Raw genomic sequence first — 17,680 nt, forward strand, 5'->3', positions numbered from 1 at the left:
CGTTCCACAGAAGAAGAATCGAGCGCTACAAGTCAGCGCATTGCCCGGTCGCCGCGCCGCGGACCGTGTTCGGCCGCCCCTCATTCACCGGCGCGGGCGCATTGCCCCGGCAGCTCAACGGACCGTGCACCTCGGCGCCCGCGACGACCGGGCGTGCATTGCCGGTCAGCGTCAACGCCCCGCGCACCTCTGAACCGTCCACCCGAACCGGCCCACGCGCTCCCCGCACCCGAACCGAGCCGTTGATCGTGCTCGCGGACAACCACACCGCGCCCGAGTCCTGGGCGATGACCGGGCCGTCGATCACCGAGTTCACCGCGACCAGCGACGCACCGGGCGCCAGCCGCACCGGCCCGCGAACCTCGGCTCCGTCCAAACAGGTCACTCCGGTGATCAGCAGCTCGTCGGAGCGCCCGCGCACGTGCGAAGTGCAGTCGGCGACCGGCAAGGTCACCGCGACCGTGCCTTCGTCGTCGTGCACGTCGACGTACTGGCCGCCCGCCTGCTTGCGCTGGTACTGCAACGACAACGCGGCCACGCCGTGGGGCGAACCGGTCAATTCCGCGCCGTTCGCCGACGGCGCCACGGTCACACCGGAACCCGGTCCCACCTCGGCCCGCACCCGGTTGAGCACGTTCGACAACGGCATCGCCGATCCGGAAGAAGTGTCCACCCGCCAACCGACCCGCCCGCGGCCGTCCCGCATCTCCACCAGCGGCCGGTCCGTGCGCAACCAGAACGGTGCGACACCGGAAGGAATCGGCCGATCCGCCGTGGAGCCGTCGATCAGCAGCGAAGACGCGTCCGGAGCCACTCGCATCCGCTGGGTGTAGAGCCGCCGGTGGGTGTCCGTCGCGGGCCGACCGTGATGCACGTAGTACAGCTGCGACGAATCCGGAGAGGCGATCACGCTGCCGTGCCCGGTCGAGTACATCCCTGCACCCGGATCCTCTTGCAGCACAGGATTGTCCGGGCTCTTGCGCCACGGACCGAGCGGACTGTCGGCCACCGCGTATCCGACACCGTAGAACCGGTTCTGGTAGTTGTTCGCCGAGTAGGTCAGGAAGTAGCGCGGCCGCCCATCTCGCGTACGCGTCTTGAGGACCGTGGAACCTTCGGCCCACCGGCGGTCCTTCTTCTCGCCGCCGGACTCGGCGTAGTCGTTGACGTGGGCGTTCTCCCAGTCCTGCGGATCCGAACCGTAGTCCAGGATCGGCGCGAACCCGTCTTTGCGGATGCCCGGCGGGTCGGCCGGTGAGCCGTTCGCGTCGCGGTAATCCGGGGTGATCCGCGGCATCGTCGTCCCGCTCGGGTCGTGCCACCAGTCCGCGTCCAGCTCGACCGCGGAGACGTTGGACTCCTCGATGTACTTGCCGAGTTCGTGGTCCCACACCCAGTTCCGGTAGGCGTTGCGGGAGAAGTACAGGTAGATGCGCCCGTCGTCGAAGAAGACGTTCGGGTCGATCGAAGGCAGGTACACGCCCAGCGGCGCGGTCCGGCCCTCTTCCAAGGTCGCCGGCGGCTTCTTCTGCTCGGCGTCCATGAGGACGTTCACGTCGTGGTAGTCCGGATCGTACGGCCGGTAGTCGAGCGGCTCGGGCGCGATGTTGCGGAAGGGCCCGGCAGGCGAATCGGCGACCGCCACACCGATCTTGCTGGGCTCTTCGAAGTCGGCGTGGCCGAAGTTCTCCTCCACCCCGTCCCGCAGCAGCGCCGAGTAGAACAGGAAGTACCGCCCGGTCTCGGGATTGTGGTAGACCTCCGGCGCCCAGAACCAGTCCCGGCCCCACTGCGTCCCGTCGGCCATGTCCAGCGCGCCGCCGGGAAGCCGGTGCCAGGTCGCCAGGTCCGGCGAGCGGTAGATCGCGAAGTGATGGCCGGGGTCGGCGCCTTCGGTGGAGTAGGCGAAGTAGTCGCCGCTGCGCGGATCCCGCAGCACGAAGGGATCCGCCGCCGGAAGCGCGGCGTCGTTGTAGTAGGTCGCGTCGGTGGACCGTTCCCCACCGGCTGCAGTGGACCCGGTGGCCAGCAAGATCGGCAGCGCGAATAGGAATCCCCGCACGCGGGGCCACCGGATCGCCACTCGGCCCTCCTAGCCACGCAACGAACTCACCAGAGCACCCGGCGTGCACACTTCCGCCGCGCTGCAGCGCGTGTCAAGGGCCGACACGCCGACGCAACCTGATTCCTCTCCGACCTTCTCGAGCTGGCAAGGTGCAGTCATGCCGTCCGCGCCCTCGTTTCCCCGCCACAGCGCGCGCACCCAGGGCTTCACCCTCGGCGTGCCGCGGAACTTCACCGTCACCGCAGGTGGCGAGTCCGTGCTGTTCCTCCGTTCCAACAGCGGCACCGACCGCAGCAACGCGCTCTGGGTCTGGGATGCCGCGAGCGGGACCGAGCGGGTGCTCGCGGACCCGGCGAAGCTGCTCACCGACGACTCGGTGTCCCCCGAAGAACAGGCCAGGCGGGAGCGTTCCCGGGAGCGGGCGACCGGCATCACCGGTTACGCGACCGATCGGGACGGCCGGTGCGTGGCGTTCACGCTGTCCGGCCGGCTGTTCCACACCGACCTGAGCACCGGTGAGGTGCGCGAACTTCCCGCCGAACAACCGGTGGCCGATCCGCGCCCGGACCCGCGCGGCCGGTTCATCGCCTACATCTGCGACAGGTCGCTGCGGGTGATCGGCGTGGACGGGGAAGGCGACCGGGCGCTGGCCGAGCCGGAGAGCGAGACCGTCAGCTGGGGCGCGGCCGAGTTCATCGCAGCCGAGGAAATGGACCGCCACCGCGGCTACTGGTGGTCCCCGGAGGGCACCGCGGTGCTCGCTGCGCACGTGGACGAAAACCCGGTGCAGCACTGGTACCTCGCCGACCCGGCGGAGCCTGCCAAGCAGCCCACGAGGCTGCGCTACCCGGCAGCGGGCACCTCGAACGCCGAGGTGGCGCTGGCCGTGCTGAGCCTGGAATCCGGCGCCGTCGACGTCGACTGGGATCGGGAATCGTTCCCGTACCTGGCGACCGCGCACTGGAGTCCGCACGGACCCCCGCTGATCACCGTGCAAAGCCGCGATCAGCGTGTGCAGTCAGTGCTGGCGATCGATCCGGCCAGCGGCCGGACCCGGGAAGTGCACCGCGACCTCGACGAGCACTGGGTCGACATCAAACCGGGTTCGCCCGCCTGGCACCCCGGCGGCCGTGTCGTACGGATCGCCCCGCAGGACGGCGCGTACCGGCTCTTCGTCGGCGACGACCCGTGGACACCGGCGTCGCTGCAGGTCCGGTCGGTGCTCGACATCGACGAAGACGTGCTGGTGACGGCCTCCGGGCAGGACCCGGCCGAAATCCACGTGTACCGCTGCACCGAAGGCGGGGCCGAACGCATCAGCACCGAGCCGGGCGTGCATTCGGCCAGCCGCGCCGGGAACGTGCTGGTGCTCGCCTCGGCCGGGTTGGATCGGCCGCACACCTCGTTCCGGGTGAGCGACCGGCAGCGGCGGCTCGGCGAAATCGGCTCATACCCGGAAACACCCGCGGTCGTGCCGAACGTCGAACTGCTGCGGCTGGGCGAACGCGACCTGCGCACAGCGCTGCTGCTGCCGCACGACCACAGCGCCGACCAAGGACCGCTGCCGGTGCTGCTCGACCCCTACGGCGGCCCGCACGCGCAACGCGTTCTCGCGCGCCGGCAGGGATTCCTGACTTCGCAGTGGTTCGCCGACCAGGGCTACGCCGTGGTCGTCACCGACGGGCGCGGGATGGCGGGCCGCGGCCCGGCCTGGGACCGCGCGATCAGCTCCGACCTGGCGAGCCCACCGCTGCAGGACCAGGTGGACGCGCTGCAGGCGCTCGGCGAGCAACGCGGCGAACTGGACTTGAGCCGGGTCGCGATCCGCGGCTGGTCCTTCGGCGGTTACCTTGCGGCGCTGGCGGTGCTTCGCCGGCCGGACGTGTTCCACGCGGCGATCGCGGGCGCGCCGGTGGTGGACTGGCGGCTCTACGACACGTTCTACACCGAGCGCTACCTCGGCCACCCGGACAGCGAGCCGGAAAACTACGAGGCGAGTTCGTTGCTCTCAGACGCGGCGAACCTGCAACGTCCGCTGCTGCTGGTGCACGGCACCGTCGACGACAACGTGTTCCCGGCGCATTCGCTGCGGCTCTCAGCAGCGTTGACCGCGGCGGGACGGCCGCACACGATGCTGCCGCTGCCGGGGGTGAGCCACATGCCCACCGACGAGACGACCTCGGAGAATCTGCTGCTGTTGCAGGTCGAATTCCTGCGCCGGACGCTCGGTGCCGGTTCATGAGCGCGAAACTCGCGGCGTGCGAACCGGCGCCGCCGTGGGTTCGTCGCCGACTCGGCTGCGCGCGTGATCAGCCGGGCGGCTCGAGCGACAACGCGGCCAGCAGCGTGAACCCGCCTTCCGCAGTGGGTGCCGCCTCCACCCGGCCGCCGAGCATCCGAACCCGCTCCGACAACCCCTCCAGACCGGCACCGCTACCCATGTCGGCCACATTTCCGGTCTGCGGCGGGGATTCCGGGGCGTCGTTGCGCACCTCCGCGCGGACCATCCCGTCCGCGCGGCTCAACCGCACGGCGACCCGGGAACCGGGCGCGTGCTTCGAGACGTTCGTCAACGCCTCCTGCACGACCCGGTACAACGCCCGGTCGACCCCGGAAGGCAGCGGCAGCCCGGATTCCATTTCGTCGGACAGCTCCGCGCGGATGCCGGTTGCGCGCGCCTGTTCCACGAGCTCGGGAATGGCCTGCACGCTCACCGCCGCCCGGTGGCCGGACGCCAAACCCAGGGTCGTGCGCATCTCGCCCAACGCTTCCTTCGCCATGCCGCGCAACCGGTTCGCCGAATCCCGCACCTCGGCGTCCTCGCTCACGGTGGCCAACGCGGCGGCCTCCACCCCGATCAACGTGACGTGATGACCGACCGCGTCGTGGATCTCCCGCGCGATGTGGGCACGTTCCTCCGCGCGAGCGGTCTCGGCCTTCGCGTACGACTCCGCCTCGGTCGCCTCCCGCAGCCGCAGCAGACTCGCGGTCAACTGCTGCCGGGTGGCGATCAACGTGCCGATGATGATCGGGCCGCTGGCTGCCAGCAGCACGAAAGCCAGCGTGAGCAGCAGGTTCGGCAGCGCCAGCGACTCGCGCAGCAGCACCGGCACCACCGCCACCACGGTCACCAGCAACACCCAGCCCGCCAGCCAAGGCGAACCGGACCGGGCACGGCCGAGCCGGAACAACGCCACCACCGTCGGCGGCCACCCCAACCCACCGGCCATCGCAGGCAGGCACAGCAACACGGCCAGCCGCGGCCACCAGCGCCGCAGCACCAGCGCGGCACTGGCGATCAATGCGGACAGGAGCGAAAACCACGAATCCGTCTCCGCGAGCAGCACCGCCGCGCCAGGCACCAGCACCGCGAGCACATCCAGCACCACCGGCCGGGCACGTGCCAGCGCGCACCTCAACGGCGCTCGCCCTCACCTGGCCCGGCCACGCGCTGCGCGATCAAAGCGGCCTGCACCCGGTTCTCCGCGCCCAACTTGCTCAGCACCGTCGAGACGTAGCTCTTCACCGTCGCCTCGGTCAGCCCGAGCTGATCACCGATGTGCGCATTGGAACGCCCGTCCCCCAACAACTCCAGCACCTGCCGCTCCCGCGCCGACAGACCGCGCACCAACCGGACTTCCTGCGCGGTGTCGCTGAGCGTGCGGAACTTCGGCAGCAACCGCGCCGCGATCCGCGGATCCAGCACCGCGCCACCGCTGGCCAAGTCCTGCACCGCACGCACCAGCGCCGCCGGCTCGGCATCTTTGAGCAGGAATCCGTGCGCACCCAACCGGAGCGCCTCGGCAACGTAGTCGTCCAGATCGAACGTGGTCAGCACCGCCGACACCGGCGGCCGCGGCACCGCGCGTAACTCGCTCAGCGCCGCGAGCCCGTCCTTGACCGGCATCTGCACGTCGACCAGCACCACGTCCGGCTGGTGCGTGCGCACCGCCGCCACCAGTTCGTCGCCGTCTCCGGCCTCACCGACCACGCGGATCGCGCCGTCGTGTTCCAGCAGTACCCGGAGGCCGCGCCGCAGCATCGCTTCGTCATCGGCAAGCACCAACCGAATCGGCCGCACCGCAGAGCTCCCCCCAGCGGGATCTGCTCGCACCCTGAGTCACCTCCCCTGCTCCGAGGGCTAGGGGCAGGCTATCGGCAAGGTCATCTTCGGCTGCGTGCAGTACCCGCCAGTTCGCCCGATCAGCGGCGTCCGCTGCGCCGGTCGTCCTTGCGCTCGCGGACCCGAACGGAGATCCGCACCGGGCTGCCGGTGAACCCGAACGTCTCCCGGAACTTGCGTTCCAGGAACCGCCGGTAACCGGCCTCCAGGAATCCCGTCGTGAAAAGCACGAGCGTCGGCGGACGCGGGTGCGCCTGCGTCGCGAACATGATCTTCGGCTGCTTGCCGCCGCGCACCGGCGGCGGTTTCGCCGCCACCAGGTCCGACAACCACGAATTGAGCTGGCCGGTGGGAACGCGGGTGTCCCAGGACTGCAACGCGGTGCGCAGCGCGGGCGCCAGCTTGGCCACCGAACGCCCGGTCTCCGCCGAGACGTTGACCCGCTCGGCCCAGCGGGCCCGGTTCATCTCGCGGTCGAACTCCTTGTCCAGCCGCCGCCTGCGGTCGGCATCGACCAGATCCCACTTGTTGCACGCCAGCACCAGCGCCCGGCCGGACTCGATGACGGTGCCGATCACTCGCAGGTCCTGCTCGGTCACCGGCTCGGACGCGTCGATCAGCACGATCGCCACCTCCGCCGCCTCGATCGCCGACTTCGTGCGCAGCGAGGCGTAGTACTCGGTGCCGCTGGCGGTGCGGACCCGCTTGCGCAGGCCCGCGGTGTCGACGAACCGCCACACCTCGCCGTCCAGCTCGACCATCGAGTCCACCGGGTCGACCGTGGTGCCTGCGACCTCGTCCACCACCGCGCGCTGCTGGCCGGTCAGCCGGTTGAGCAGGCTCGACTTGCCCACGTTCGGCTTGCCGATCAGCGCCACCCGGCGCGGACCGCCCGCCACGGCGAACTGCTCGTGCGGCACGTCCGGGAAAACGTCCAGGATCTCGTCGAGCAGGTCACCCGAACCGCGCCCGTGCAGGCCGCTGACCGGGTGCGGCTCACCCAGTCCCAACGACCACAACGCGGCCGCGTCGGCGTTGCCGCGCGCGTCGTCGACCTTGTTCGCGGCCACCAGCACCGGTCGTTTCGACCTGCGCAGCACCCGCGCCGCGGCCTCCTCGGTGGCGGTAGCGCCGACCTTGGCGTCCACCACCAGCAACACCGCGTCCGCCGTGGACATCGCCATCTCGGCCTGGTTCGCCACGGCCGCCTGCAAGCCCTTCGCGCTCGGCTCCCAGCCACCGGTGTCGACCACGGTGAAGCGTCTGCCGTTCCACAGCGCGTCGTAGGCCACTCGGTCCCTGGTCACGCCCGGGGTGTCCTGCACGACCGCCTCACGGCGCCCCAACAGGCGGTTGACCAGCGTCGATTTGCCCACGTTCGGGCGCCCGACCACCGCCAGCACCGGCTGCGGCCCGCCTTCGGCGGAATCCTCGTCGTCCTCGACGCCGTCGAACTCGTGCCATTCCGACTCGTCCGACCAGGTGCCGTCCAGGCCACCGTCGAGCGGCGCGCCCAGGTCGTCCGGGCCGCCCACCGACTCCTCGGTCACGCTCGCATCCCTCTCGCATCGTCTTCGGGGGCATCGGAGATCAACCGGTCCAACTCGGCGATCAACCCGACCAGTTCAGCGCGGACTTGATCGGTCGCGGCCGTCAACCCGGCGCGCCCCTTCGCCGCCGGCAGCGCCACCGGCTCGCCGAACAGCACGTCCACCCTGGGTAGCAGCCTACGGCCCCGGCCTTCGGGTCGGCGCGTGCCCCGGCACGCAACCGGCAGCACCTGCGCGCCGGAGGTCCGCGCCAGCCACGCCGCGCCGTGCTGCGCGTTGGACATGTCGCCGTCCCCGCGCGTTCCTTCCGGGAACACCCCGACCAGGCCGCCGGCCCGCAACACCCGGACCGCGGCCAGCAGCGGAGTGCGGTCCGGCTCGCCCCGGCGCACCGGGATCTGCCCGATCCGGCGCAGGAACCAGCCCAAGGCACCGCGGAACAACTCAGTCTTGATCAAAAACGCCGCGTTGCGCGGCAACATTCCGTACAGCAGCGGGCCGTCCACCAGCGAACTGTGGTTGGCCACCAGCACCAGCGGGCCGGTGCGCGGAATGCGCTCCGCGTGGTGGACCCGCACCCGGTAAGGCAGGCGCACCACGGTGGTGGCGATGAGCCGACCGACCCGGGCCAGCTTCGACGAGGACCCCTCGGGCAGGTCGATCGCGCTCAACGTGCTCCCTCCGCGCTTGCGAACAATCCGCGGCTTTCCACCATCTTCCACAGCTGCTCCAGCACACCGGCCACGTCGAGCTGGGTGGTGTCCAGCTCCACCGCGTCCTGCGCGATCCGCAGCGGCGAAACCGCACGTCCGGAGTCCAGCGCGTCCCGCCTGCTGACGTCCTCGTGCGCGCGGCCCACGTCGGATTCCCGCCCGGCTTCCCGGTCCTGCGTGCTGCGGCGCATCGCGCGGGCCTGCGACGACGCGGTCAGGTACACCTTCAGCCCGGCGTCCGGAGCCACCACCGTGCCGATGTCGCGGCCCTCCACGACCACGCCCCCGGGACGGGCGAGCGCCTCGCGGATCAGCCGCCGCTGCTCGTCCACCAGCAGCTCGCGCACGGCCGGGACCGCCGAAACCGCGGAAACCGCGCCGGTCACCTCCGGCCCGCGGATCTCCTCGCCGACGTCCTCGGCATCCAGCGCCACACCCGGGCGCAGCGGATCGGTCCCCATCACCGGCACCGCGCTCGCCGCGACACCCGCGACGGCCTCCGCGTCACCGATCACCACTCCGGCCCGTAGCACCGCCAGCGTGACCGCCCGGTACATCGCCCCGGTGTCGAGGTACGACGCCGACAGCGCCGAAGCCAGCTTCCGGGCCACCGTGGATTTCCCGGTGCCCGAGGGGCCGTCGAGGGCCACCACCCCTCGAAGCTCGGCGTGTGCCACGTCGAGTCTCCTCCTTCGTCGTCACCGGCCCAACGCCGGATCAACCACTCATTGTGCCTGGCCCGCCCCAGCGGAACCCAATCGCGTCCGCCCCGGCACCACCCGGTCGCCAACGGCGCGTGCGTTCCTTGTGCGCCGCACCGGGACACCCGAACGAGCTGACAGGTGTACTACCCTTTCGTTCGTGGACGTCACAGTGACCCCGCTGCCGGGACTCGGGACCCAACAGGACTTCGTCACCCGTTCCGGGCACCGGATCGGGGTGATCACTTACCGTGACGGGCGCTACGAGCTGATCGTCTCCGGCCACGACGACCCGGACAAGGTGGCCGCATCGGCCGGGCTGACCTCGGAGGAGACCAACACGCTGGCGAACCTGCTGGGTGCGCCGCAACTGGTCGCGCAACTGACCGAGCAGCAACGCGAAGTCACCGGGATCAGCACGTGGCAGCTTCCGGTCGTCGAGGGCTCTCCCTACGACGGCCGCCCCCTCGGCGACACCGAGATGCGCACCCGCACCTCGGCGTCGATCGTCGCCGTCGTCCGCGGCGGAACCGTGCACCCGTCGCCACGCCCGGACTTCCTCTTCGATTCCGGCGACCTGGTGGTCGTCGTCGGCACCGCCGACGGTCTGCGCGCCGCAGGCGACATTCTCGAGCGCGGCTAGCCGGCACCCGCTCGAGGAGCGGCTCGGCGCAGCCCGCAGGCGGGATCAGCGCAACTGCAAAGAGGGAAACGAGGTCGTCCGCAACGGCCGGGGACGCGGTCCCCGGGCGGGTAGCCCCGTGCGCCGCGCGAGGGACAACTCAGGCAGGCACTCGGACAGGCGAGAGGAAACACGGTGCACGACACGGCGATCTCCCTCATCGAATTGGGAGCGGTGTTCTTCGGTCTCGGCATACTCGGCCGCCTCGCCTGGAAAATCGGAATCTCACCGATCCCGCTGTATCTCATCGGCGGTATCGCGTTCGGCGAAGGCGGCGTCATCCCGCTGCACGGGATCGAGCCGTTCACCCACCTCGCGTCCGAAATCGGCGTCGTCCTGCTGCTGCTCCTGTTAGGTCTGGAGTACTCGGCGAGTGAGCTGGTCACCGGCCTGCGACGGTCCTGGATGGCGGGCCTGGTCGACATCGTGCTCAACGCCGCGCCCGGGGCGCTGGTGGCCTGGGCGCTGGGCTGGGGCCCGATCGGCGCGTTGACGATGGCAGGCGTCACCTACATCTCCTCGTCCGGGATCGTGGCCAAGGTCCTCGGCGACCTCGGCAGGCTCGGTAACCGGGAAACGCCGGTGGTGCTGTCCATGCTGGTCTTCGAGGACCTCGCGATGGCGCTGTACCTGCCGATCCTCACCGCGGTGCTCGGCGGGGTGAGCCTGCTGGGCGGGCTGACCGCGGTCGGCATTTCGCTGATCGTGATCTCGGTGGTGCTGGTGGTGGCGCTGAAGTTCGGCCGCTACGTCTCCGCGCTGGTCGACAGCCCCGATCCGGAAGTGTTCCTGCTGCGGTTGCTGGGCGCGGCACTGCTGGTCGCCGGCATCGCCTCGGAGCTGCAAGTCTCCGCCGCCGTCGGGTCGTTCCTGCTGGGCATCGCGATCTCCGGGTCTACCGCGCAGAACGCGACACGGATGCTGGAGCCGCTGCGCGATCTGTTCGCCGCGGTGTTCTTCGTGGTGTTCGGGCTCAACACGAACCCGGCGCAGATCCCGCCGGTGCTCGGTTACGCGCTGCTGCTCGCGGTGGTCACGGCAGCCACCAAGGTCGCCACCGGTTGGTTCGCGGCCCGTTCGCAAGGCATCCGGAAGCTGGGCCGCGCCCGGGCCGGGGCCGCGCTGGTGGCGCGCGGCGAGTTCTCGATCGTGATCGCGGGCTTGGCCGTCGCCGAGGGCATCAACGGTCAACTGGCCGCGCTGTCCACCGCGTACGTGCTGCTCATGGCGATCCTCGGACCGGTAGCGGCGCGGTACGTCGAGCCGGTGGCAAGGCTTTTCGTGGGACGTCGCACCGTCAAGGCATGATGCCTCCGAGCTTCTTCTGCAAAGCTGCGCTTCGGGGTTAATTTCGCTCGACACTGAAAAAATTACGGCCGTCGATGAATCCGGGCGGCAAAAAGCCCGTGGGTCCACGAACCCACGGGCGACCGCGGCAAGATCACATGTCGACGGCCCGGTAGAGCGAACCGACCTCCTTGCGGTCCAGCTTCCGGATCGCGCCGGGCCGCTCGTTGTTCAACCGGACCTCCCCGATCGCGGTCCGCACCAGCCGCTTCACCGGGTGCCCCACCTGCTCCAACAAGCGGCGCACGACGTGCTTGCGGCCCTCGTGCAGCGTGATCTGCACCAGCGCGCGCGGGCCGGTGACGTCGAGCAACCGGAACCCGTCGACCTTCACCGGCCCGTCATCGAGCTGAACGCCCGACTTCAGCCGCCGCCCGAGATCCTTCGGGATCGGCCCCGGCACATCCGCCACATAGGTCTTGAGCACCTCGTACGAAGGGTGCATGAGCCGGTGCGCGAGCTCGCCGTCGTTGGTGATCAGCAGCAACCCCTCGGTGTCCACGTCCAGCCTGCCGACGTGGAACAGCTTGCCGTCCCGCTCCCGCAGGTAGTCGCCGATGCACGGGCGGTCCTGATCGTCGGACATCGTGCAAAGGATGCCCCGCGGCTTGTTCAGCAGCAGGTACTGCACGTCCTCGTTGATGTTCACGCGGGTGCCGTCCACGTGGATCACCGAGTTCTCCGGATCGACCCGGCGGCCCAGTTCGGTCACGGGCTCGCCGTCGACCTCGATGCGCCCCTCGGTGATCATGTTCTCCGCCGCCCGGCGGGAGGCGACCCCGGCCCTGGACAGCACCTTCTGCAACCGGACACCTTCCGGCTTCGACTCCGCACCGGACGTGGTCGGGGCACGGTGTTCAGACATCGTCGATCGTATCCACTTCAGGGAGCAGGGGAGCCAACGGCGGCAGATCCTTCAGCGACGACAGGCCGAGCCGCTCCAAGAACAGCTCCGTCGTGCAGTACAGGTTCCCGCCGGTCTCCGAATCGGTACCGGCCTCCTCCACAAGGCCGCGCCCTACCAGGGTACGGATGACGCCATCGACGTTGACACCGCGTACCGCCGCCACCCGGGAGCGGGTCACCGGCTGGCGGTAGGCGACCACGGCCAGCGTCTCCAGCGCCGCCCGGGTCAGCTTCGAGCGTTGCCCGTCGAGGAGGTAGCGCTCCACGTAGGGCGCATAGGTCTCGCGCGTGTAGAACCGCCAGCCGTCGCCGACCCTGCGCAGGTCGAAACCGCTCCCGGCGTCGGCATAACCCTGCGCCAACCGCTGCAGCGCGGTGCGGATCCGCGCCACCGGCTGCTCCAGCGTGCTCGCCAGCAACTCCTCACCCGCGGGCACGTCCACCACCAGCAGCAGCGCCTCCAACGCGGAATCCAACGCCTCGTCGGAAGTCAGATCCGGAGGAGCCTGCGAAACCGCCACCGAATCACCTGGTTCGGCCCCGTCCGGTCCTTGCGCAGTTCCCGAGTCCCCGGCGGCCAGGTCCTCAGCAGCCAGGTCCTCAGCTGCCGGGTCCTCAGCGAGCGGACCCCCCGCGACCGTGTCCTCCGCGTCATCGGCCGCCTGCGCCGCAACAACACCGGGCAGCTCATCGCCGGGAACGTCGTCGTGCACCGAACTCACCCGTATTCCTCTTCCTCGACACTCGCCCGCGCCGCGTCCGCCGCCGCCTGCGCCTCCTGCACGCTGCCGCCGACCCAGCTCACCAGCAGGTTCCCCAACGGGTCCTGCTGCTCGAACGCGATCACCTGCTCCCGGAAGAGCTCCAGCAACGCCAAGAACCGCGCCACGATCTGCACCGTGTGCTCGCAGTCGGCCACCAGCTCCGAGAAGTCCGCCGACCCCTGCTCGGCAAGCCGCACCCGCAACAGCGCGGCGTGCTCGCGAACCGAGACCTGGTGCTGGTGCAGATGCTCCAGCGACACCGCAGGCGGCGGTTTCGGCCGGAACACCGAAGCGGCGACCTCGGCCAGCCGCTGCGGCCCGACACCGATCATCACCTCCGGAAGCAAACCCTCGAACCGCGGTTCCAGCGAGACCGAACGCGGATACCGCCGCAGCGCACCGGCCTCCAACTCGCTGAACAACGCCGCCACCTGCTTGTACGCCCGGTACTGCAGCAGCCGCGCGAACAGCAGGTCCCGCGCCTCCAGCAGCGCGAGGTCCTCCTCGTCCTCGACTTCCGCGGCGGGCACCAGCCGCGCCGCTTTCAAATCCAGCAACGTGGCAGCGACCACCAGGAACTCGGTGGTCTCGTCCAGATCCCATTGCTCGCCGAGCGCCTTGGTGTAGGCGATGAACTCGTCGGTGACCTTGTGCAGCGCGACATCGGTGACGTCCATCTGGTGCTGCGAGATCAGTTGCAGCAGCAGGTCGAACGGGCCCTCGAAGTTCTCCAGCCGGACCGTGAACCGCCCCGACTGGTCCGCACCGGAGGCAGCAGGCAGCTCGGCGTCCTGCGGGGGCGCCGCATCACCGGTGTTCATCTGCTCGGTCAAGTCGGTCGATTCGTCGGTGGGCGCCGGCGACTCATCCGGCGCCGCTGCTTCGTCCTGCGGTGTCGTCGCCGCACGCTGGAGCGTCGCTGCGTCCTGGGCTGCTGCGTGTTGATCGCCAACGGCGGACCCGGCCCCATGCGGGGAGCCGGTCACTCGCCGCGCTCCTGCCGCAGCCGACGCACCAGCACCGAATCCGCTCCCTGCGCCTCGAAATCGGCCAGCAGCACCGCGACCGCCTCCCGGACGACCCTTCCCCGGTCGGCCGCGAGACCGTGCTCCGCGCGCAGCGCGAGCCGGGTCTGTTCCAACGCCAGCAACTCCTCGTCGGAGACGTACACGGTGATTTTCGCATCGTGCCTGCGCCGGCCCGAGCCCGACCTGCCCTGGCCGTCGGACCTGCCGCGGCCGTCCGGCCCCTGATCGGCTTCGGGAGCACTGCCGGACTGGGATCGCTCCTGCTCCGCAGCCCGCCCCGTCGTGCGGAACAACTCCGCGGCGCCGGGCAACGTGGCACGGCGCTTCACCCGGCCACCCCGCGGCGGATCACCGCGCGATCACCTCGCGCGCCAGCGAGCGGTAAGCCTGCGCCCCCGCCGAACGCGGCGCCCAGCGGGTGATCGGCTCTCCCGCGACCGTCGTCTCCGGGAACCGGACGGTGCGGTTGATCACGCTGTCGAACACGATGTCCCCGAACGCCTCCACCACGCGGGACATCACTTCCCGCGAATGCAGCGTGCGAGGGTCGAACATGGTCGCCAGGATGCCGCTGATCTCCAACTTCGGGTTCAGCCGCTCCTGGACCTTCTCGATCGTGTCGATCAGCAGCGCGACCCCGCGCAGGCTGAAGAACTCGCACTCCAGCGGGATGACCACGCCGTCCGCGGCGGCCAGCGCGTTGACCGTGAGCAGGCCCAGCGACGGCTGGCAGTCGACCAGGATGAAGTCGTACTCCTTCATCGCCGGGTACAGCACCCGGCCCAGCGTCTGCTCCCGGCCCACCTCGGCGACCAGTTGCACTTCGGCGGCGGAGAGGTCGATGTTGCTCGGCAGCAGGTCCATGCCCTCCACCGTGGTCGAGCGCACCACGTCCTGGACCTTCACGGAGCGTTCCATGATCACGTTGTAGATCGTCTGCTCGAGTTGGTGCGGCTGCACCCCGAGGCCGACCGAAAGCGCGCCCTGCGGATCGAAGTCCACCAGCAGCACCCGCCGGCCGTACTCGGCCAGCGCAGCACCCAGGTTGATCGTCGACGTGGTCTTGCCGACGCCGCCCTTCTGGTTGCACATGGCCAGCACCGAGGCCGGGCCGTGCCGATCCAGCAGCGGCGGCTCGGGAATGTGCCTGCGCGGCCTGCCGGTCGGGCCGACGTTGCCATCCTGGTCCAACTCGGCCGCGTCACCCGCGACACCGGGCTTCTCCGGGGCGATGCTCAGGTCGACCGCGCCCCGGGACCGCCCTTCGGCGGAGGGCTGCGGTGTCGACATGGCGCTAGGACTCCTTGTCTGCCGGTGACGATCATACCGATCGGACGAAGCCTAAGTGGCATTCTCGACCAGCGGCAACGCGCCTCGCCGAGGGGCCCGCGAAATGCGGCCCACCACACCCGGTCGTGGTCAAGACCCAGCGCTGAGCGCGCGGGGATGCGCGGTGGCGTACACCTCACGCAGCGTGTTCACCGTGACCAGCGTGTAGACCTGCGTCGTCGTGACCGAGGCGTGCCCGAGCAGCTCCTGCACGACGCGCACGTCGGCACCGCCCTCCAGCAGGTGCGTCGCGAACGAATGGCGCAGCACGTGCGGGGAAACCTCACGGGTGATCCCCGCACGCTCCGCCGCAGTCTTCAACGTGTTCCAAGCGCTCTGCCGCGACAACCTGCCGCCGCGGGAATTCAGGAACACCGCCGACGTCCCCCGCCCGCGCCCGGCCAGCGTCGGACGGGAGCGCACGAGGTACGCCTGCAACGCTTCCAGCGCGGGGCGCCCGACCGGCACGATCCGCTGCCGGCCGCCCTTGCCGTTGAGCAGCACCGTCCGTTCGCCGGAGTCGACATCGTCGACGTCCAGACCCACGGCCTCGGAGATTCGAGCGCCGGACGAATACAGCAATTCCAGCAACGCACGATCCCGCAGTCCGCGCCCGTCCTGCCCGGCCGCGTTGTCGAGCAGTCGCAGCACCTCATCCACCGGCAACGCCTTCGGCAACCGACGTGAAGGCGTAGGCGGCGACACCTCCCGCGCCACGTCGGCTTCGACCCAGCCCTCCGCGTGTGCGAACCGGTGCAGCCCGCGCACCGCCACAAGCGCCCGAGCCGCCGAAGATTGCGCGAGCGCAGGCCGCTGCGCAGCACCTTCACGGAGTTCGGCGGTGAATTCGGCCAGGTGCCCCGCCCCGACCTCGCGCAACTCGTGAACACCCGACTCCGCCAGATGTGCCCCATAACGCCGCAAATCGCGCGCGTAGGAATCGAGCGTGCTGCGCGCGGTCCCCCGCTCGACCGCCAAATGGTCCAAATATCCGGCGAAGGCGGCGCGCAGCCCCTCGGGAAGTCCTTCGGAGGCTTTCACCACCGACCTCCTCCGTGCCGGGAACGAACCAGCTGCAGCCTAAGAAACCGTGATGCGCGAGGAACGATCCGCATGGGCACCGATTGTCCCCCATTCCAGTGAAACTCCCGCAGCGAGTTCACGATCTCGTCGCTCACCAGGGAAGAACCGGACAGCACCGACACAGTCTCGCGGAATCGACACCGTGCCCGGATGAATCGGTCTACCGTGTTCCGGGTGAGCCAACCACGGGATCCCGGCCAAATGCGGATCGGCGACGAGGAACGGTCACAGGCTTCGCAAGCCCTCGGCGAACACTTCGCAAAAAGTCGGCTGACCGTGGTCGAGTACGAGGAACGGCTCGATCGAGCTCTCCGCGCCGTTACCCGCAACGATCTGATGGCGCTGTTCGCCGACCTGCCGGGGCCACGCCCGATGGGTCTGCCTGCGCCACCGCAGGCACAAGCGCCGGGACCACCGCTCCCATACCGCCCGACCCCTTACCCCGGGTACGACGCGCTCATCCGGTCGGGCAAGTCCCGGATCACGGCCGGTGTGCTGCAGATCGTGCTGCCATTCGGCGTGGGGCGGTTCTACACCGGCCACACCGGCACAGCCATCGCGCAACTCCTGCTGTTCTTCTTCGGGCTGTTGACCTTCGGCCTTACCAGTGCGATAGCCGCGATCTGGTGCTTCATCGACGGAATCGTGCTGCTGGCCAACACAGACAGCACCGACGCAGCGGGACGCCGCCTGAGCTCTTGAACCGAGTTACCCGTGCAGCCTCTTGGCAAGGCTGTGCGGACGATCCTGCCACTCCGCTTCGGGCGGCCTTGGCTGCGCGCCCGCCCGCACCGCGTGCGCGGCGAGCAGACCGGTGACCGCCGGAGCGTTGACGATCTCACCGGCGAAGACCATGCGCACCGCCTCGTCGAACGGGAAGCGGCGAATCACCAGGTCGGCTTCCTCATCACCGGTGGCGTCCGGGCGCTGCACATCGGACAACCCCCGAGCGAGGAAGATCCGCTCGCTCTGGTCGGTGAAGCCCGGCGACGAGGCGATGTCCGCGAGCACCGACCAGGACTCGGCGGCCAGACCGACCTCTTCGGCCAATTCCCGCTGCGCGGTGTGCAACGGATCTTCACCGGCGACATCGAGCAGTCCCGCAGGCAACTCCCACAACCGCCGACCCAACGGATAGCGGTACTGATGGATCAACACGACCTGGTCGGCGTCGTCGAGCACGACCACCGACACCGCGCCCAGGTGCTCGACCACCTCGCGGCGTGCCTGCACACCGCCGGGCATGGCCACCTCGTCCGCCCGCAACGCCAGGATCTTGCCGACGTACACGTCCTCGGTCGCCACGGTGCTGAAGCGATGCGTGCCGCCGGTCCGCTCGATCTCGTTCGCGCCCGCGTTCTCCGTGCTGCTCACGCCGCCAGCCTACGG

Annotated in this window: 17 protein-coding genes; 4 read left to right on the forward strand and 13 right to left on the reverse strand. The window is 69.9% G+C overall.

Annotated elements, in window-relative coordinates:
* Positions 1-25: 25 nt before the first annotated feature.
* The gene (locus INP57_RS26210) at positions 26-2,083 is read right to left on the reverse strand and encodes a glycoside hydrolase family 43 protein (protein ID WP_295139827.1); all 2,058 of its coding nucleotides are present in this window, start codon (positions 2,081-2,083) and stop codon (positions 26-28) included.
* Between the two features lie 139 nt (positions 2,084-2,222).
* Between INP57_RS26210 and INP57_RS26215 the strand changes: the two genes are divergently transcribed.
* On the forward strand, positions 2,223-4,307 hold the full coding sequence (locus tag INP57_RS26215; protein ID WP_200073021.1) for a S9 family peptidase: 2,085 nt from the start codon (positions 2,223-2,225) through the stop codon (positions 4,305-4,307).
* A 67-nt stretch (positions 4,308-4,374) separates the two neighbouring features.
* Here the strand turns inward: INP57_RS26215 and INP57_RS26220 are convergent, their stop codons facing one another.
* The 5 genes from INP57_RS26220 to cmk all read right to left on the reverse strand — a co-directional run bounded on the left by INP57_RS26220 (position 4,375) and on the right by cmk (position 9,128).
* A complete protein-coding gene (locus tag INP57_RS26220) occupies positions 4,375-5,454 on the reverse strand; it encodes a sensor histidine kinase (protein ID WP_307850288.1) in 1,080 nt (359 codons plus the stop codon).
* 26 nt (positions 5,455-5,480) lie between these two features.
* A complete protein-coding gene (locus INP57_RS26225; RefSeq protein ID WP_295139821.1) occupies positions 5,481-6,146 on the reverse strand; it encodes a response regulator in 666 nt (221 codons plus the stop codon).
* A gap of 122 nt (positions 6,147-6,268) precedes the next feature.
* On the reverse strand, positions 6,269-7,738 hold the full coding sequence (gene der, locus INP57_RS26230; RefSeq protein ID WP_307850289.1) for a ribosome biogenesis GTPase Der: 1,470 nt from the start codon (positions 7,736-7,738) through the stop codon (positions 6,269-6,271).
* The gene (locus tag INP57_RS26235; RefSeq protein WP_200073024.1) at positions 7,735-8,409 is read right to left on the reverse strand and encodes a lysophospholipid acyltransferase family protein; all 675 of its coding nucleotides are present in this window, start codon (positions 8,407-8,409) and stop codon (positions 7,735-7,737) included. Before INP57_RS26235 ends, der begins: the two co-directional genes overlap by 4 nt.
* Entirely contained in the window at positions 8,406-9,128 is a 723-nt protein-coding gene (gene cmk, locus INP57_RS26240; protein ID WP_200073025.1) for a (d)CMP kinase, read from the reverse strand. Before cmk ends, INP57_RS26235 begins: the two co-directional genes overlap by 4 nt.
* A 184-nt stretch (positions 9,129-9,312) precedes the next feature.
* Between cmk and INP57_RS26245 the strand changes: the two genes are divergently transcribed.
* Both INP57_RS26245 and INP57_RS26250 read left to right on the forward strand, forming a co-directional pair.
* Complete coding sequence (locus INP57_RS26245; RefSeq protein WP_200073026.1) at positions 9,313-9,795, forward strand: cation:proton antiporter regulatory subunit; 483 nt, start codon at positions 9,313-9,315, stop codon at positions 9,793-9,795.
* Between the two features lie 174 nt (positions 9,796-9,969).
* A complete protein-coding gene (locus INP57_RS26250) occupies positions 9,970-11,142 on the forward strand; it encodes a cation:proton antiporter (protein WP_200073027.1) in 1,173 nt (390 codons plus the stop codon).
* Positions 11,143-11,275: 133 nt separating this feature from the next.
* On the opposite strand, the gene INP57_RS26255 is transcribed toward INP57_RS26250, so the two are convergent.
* From INP57_RS26255 to xerD, 6 genes are all read right to left on the reverse strand, one after another.
* A complete protein-coding gene (locus INP57_RS26255) occupies positions 11,276-12,046 on the reverse strand; it encodes a pseudouridine synthase (protein WP_200073028.1) in 771 nt (256 codons plus the stop codon).
* The gene (gene scpB, locus INP57_RS26260) at positions 12,039-12,809 is read right to left on the reverse strand and encodes an SMC-Scp complex subunit ScpB (RefSeq protein ID WP_307850290.1); all 771 of its coding nucleotides are present in this window, start codon (positions 12,807-12,809) and stop codon (positions 12,039-12,041) included. The genes INP57_RS26255 and scpB overlap by 8 nt, the downstream gene beginning before the upstream one ends.
* Positions 12,806-13,672 carry a segregation and condensation protein A gene (locus INP57_RS26265; RefSeq protein WP_200073054.1) on the reverse strand — a complete coding sequence of 289 codons (867 nt, stop codon included), beginning with the start codon at positions 13,670-13,672 and terminating at the stop codon, positions 12,806-12,808. The genes scpB and INP57_RS26265 overlap by 4 nt, the downstream gene beginning before the upstream one ends.
* 161 nt (positions 13,673-13,833) lie before the next feature.
* On the reverse strand, positions 13,834-14,208 hold the full coding sequence (locus INP57_RS26270) for a hypothetical protein (protein WP_200073029.1): 375 nt from the start codon (positions 14,206-14,208) through the stop codon (positions 13,834-13,836).
* A 19-nt stretch (positions 14,209-14,227) separates the two neighbouring features.
* Complete coding sequence (locus INP57_RS26275) at positions 14,228-15,169, reverse strand: ParA family protein (RefSeq protein WP_200073030.1); 942 nt, start codon at positions 15,167-15,169, stop codon at positions 14,228-14,230.
* Positions 15,170-15,298: 129 nt separating this feature from the next.
* Positions 15,299-16,249: a site-specific tyrosine recombinase XerD gene (gene xerD / locus INP57_RS26280; protein ID WP_200073031.1), complete on the reverse strand. Its 951-nt coding sequence runs from the start codon at positions 16,247-16,249 to the stop codon at positions 15,299-15,301.
* 243 nt (positions 16,250-16,492) lie between these two features.
* Between xerD and INP57_RS26285 the strand changes: the two genes are divergently transcribed.
* The gene (locus INP57_RS26285) at positions 16,493-16,993 is read left to right on the forward strand and encodes a DUF1707 domain-containing protein (protein WP_200073032.1); all 501 of its coding nucleotides are present in this window, start codon (positions 16,493-16,495) and stop codon (positions 16,991-16,993) included.
* 6 nt (positions 16,994-16,999) lie between these two features.
* Here the strand turns inward: INP57_RS26285 and INP57_RS26290 are convergent, their stop codons facing one another.
* The gene (locus tag INP57_RS26290) at positions 17,000-17,665 is read right to left on the reverse strand and encodes an NUDIX domain-containing protein (protein WP_307850291.1); all 666 of its coding nucleotides are present in this window, start codon (positions 17,663-17,665) and stop codon (positions 17,000-17,002) included.
* Positions 17,666-17,680 lie beyond the last annotated feature (15 nt).

The sequence above is a fragment of the Saccharopolyspora galaxeae genome, assembly GCF_016526145.1.
GTDB lineage: Bacteria > Actinomycetota > Actinomycetes > Mycobacteriales > Pseudonocardiaceae > Saccharopolyspora_C > Saccharopolyspora_C galaxeae.

Bases quoted from the DNA above. Each gene is read 5' to 3' on its own strand.
- INP57_RS26215 (WP_200073021.1), top strand. From the start codon at position 2,223: ATGCCGTCCGCGCCCTCGTTTCCCCGCCACAGCGCGCGCACCCAGGGC.
- INP57_RS26255 (WP_200073028.1), bottom strand. From the start codon at position 12,046: ATGTCTGAACACCGTGCCCCGACCACGTCCGGTGCGGAGTCGAAGCCG.
- INP57_RS26265 (WP_200073054.1), bottom strand. From the start codon at position 13,672: ATGAACACCGGTGATGCGGCGCCCCCGCAGGACGCCGAGCTGCCTGCT.
- INP57_RS26275 (WP_200073030.1), bottom strand. From the start codon at position 15,169: ATGTCGACACCGCAGCCCTCCGCCGAAGGGCGGTCCCGGGGCGCGGTC.
- INP57_RS26285 (WP_200073032.1), top strand. From the start codon at position 16,493: ATGCGGATCGGCGACGAGGAACGGTCACAGGCTTCGCAAGCCCTCGGC.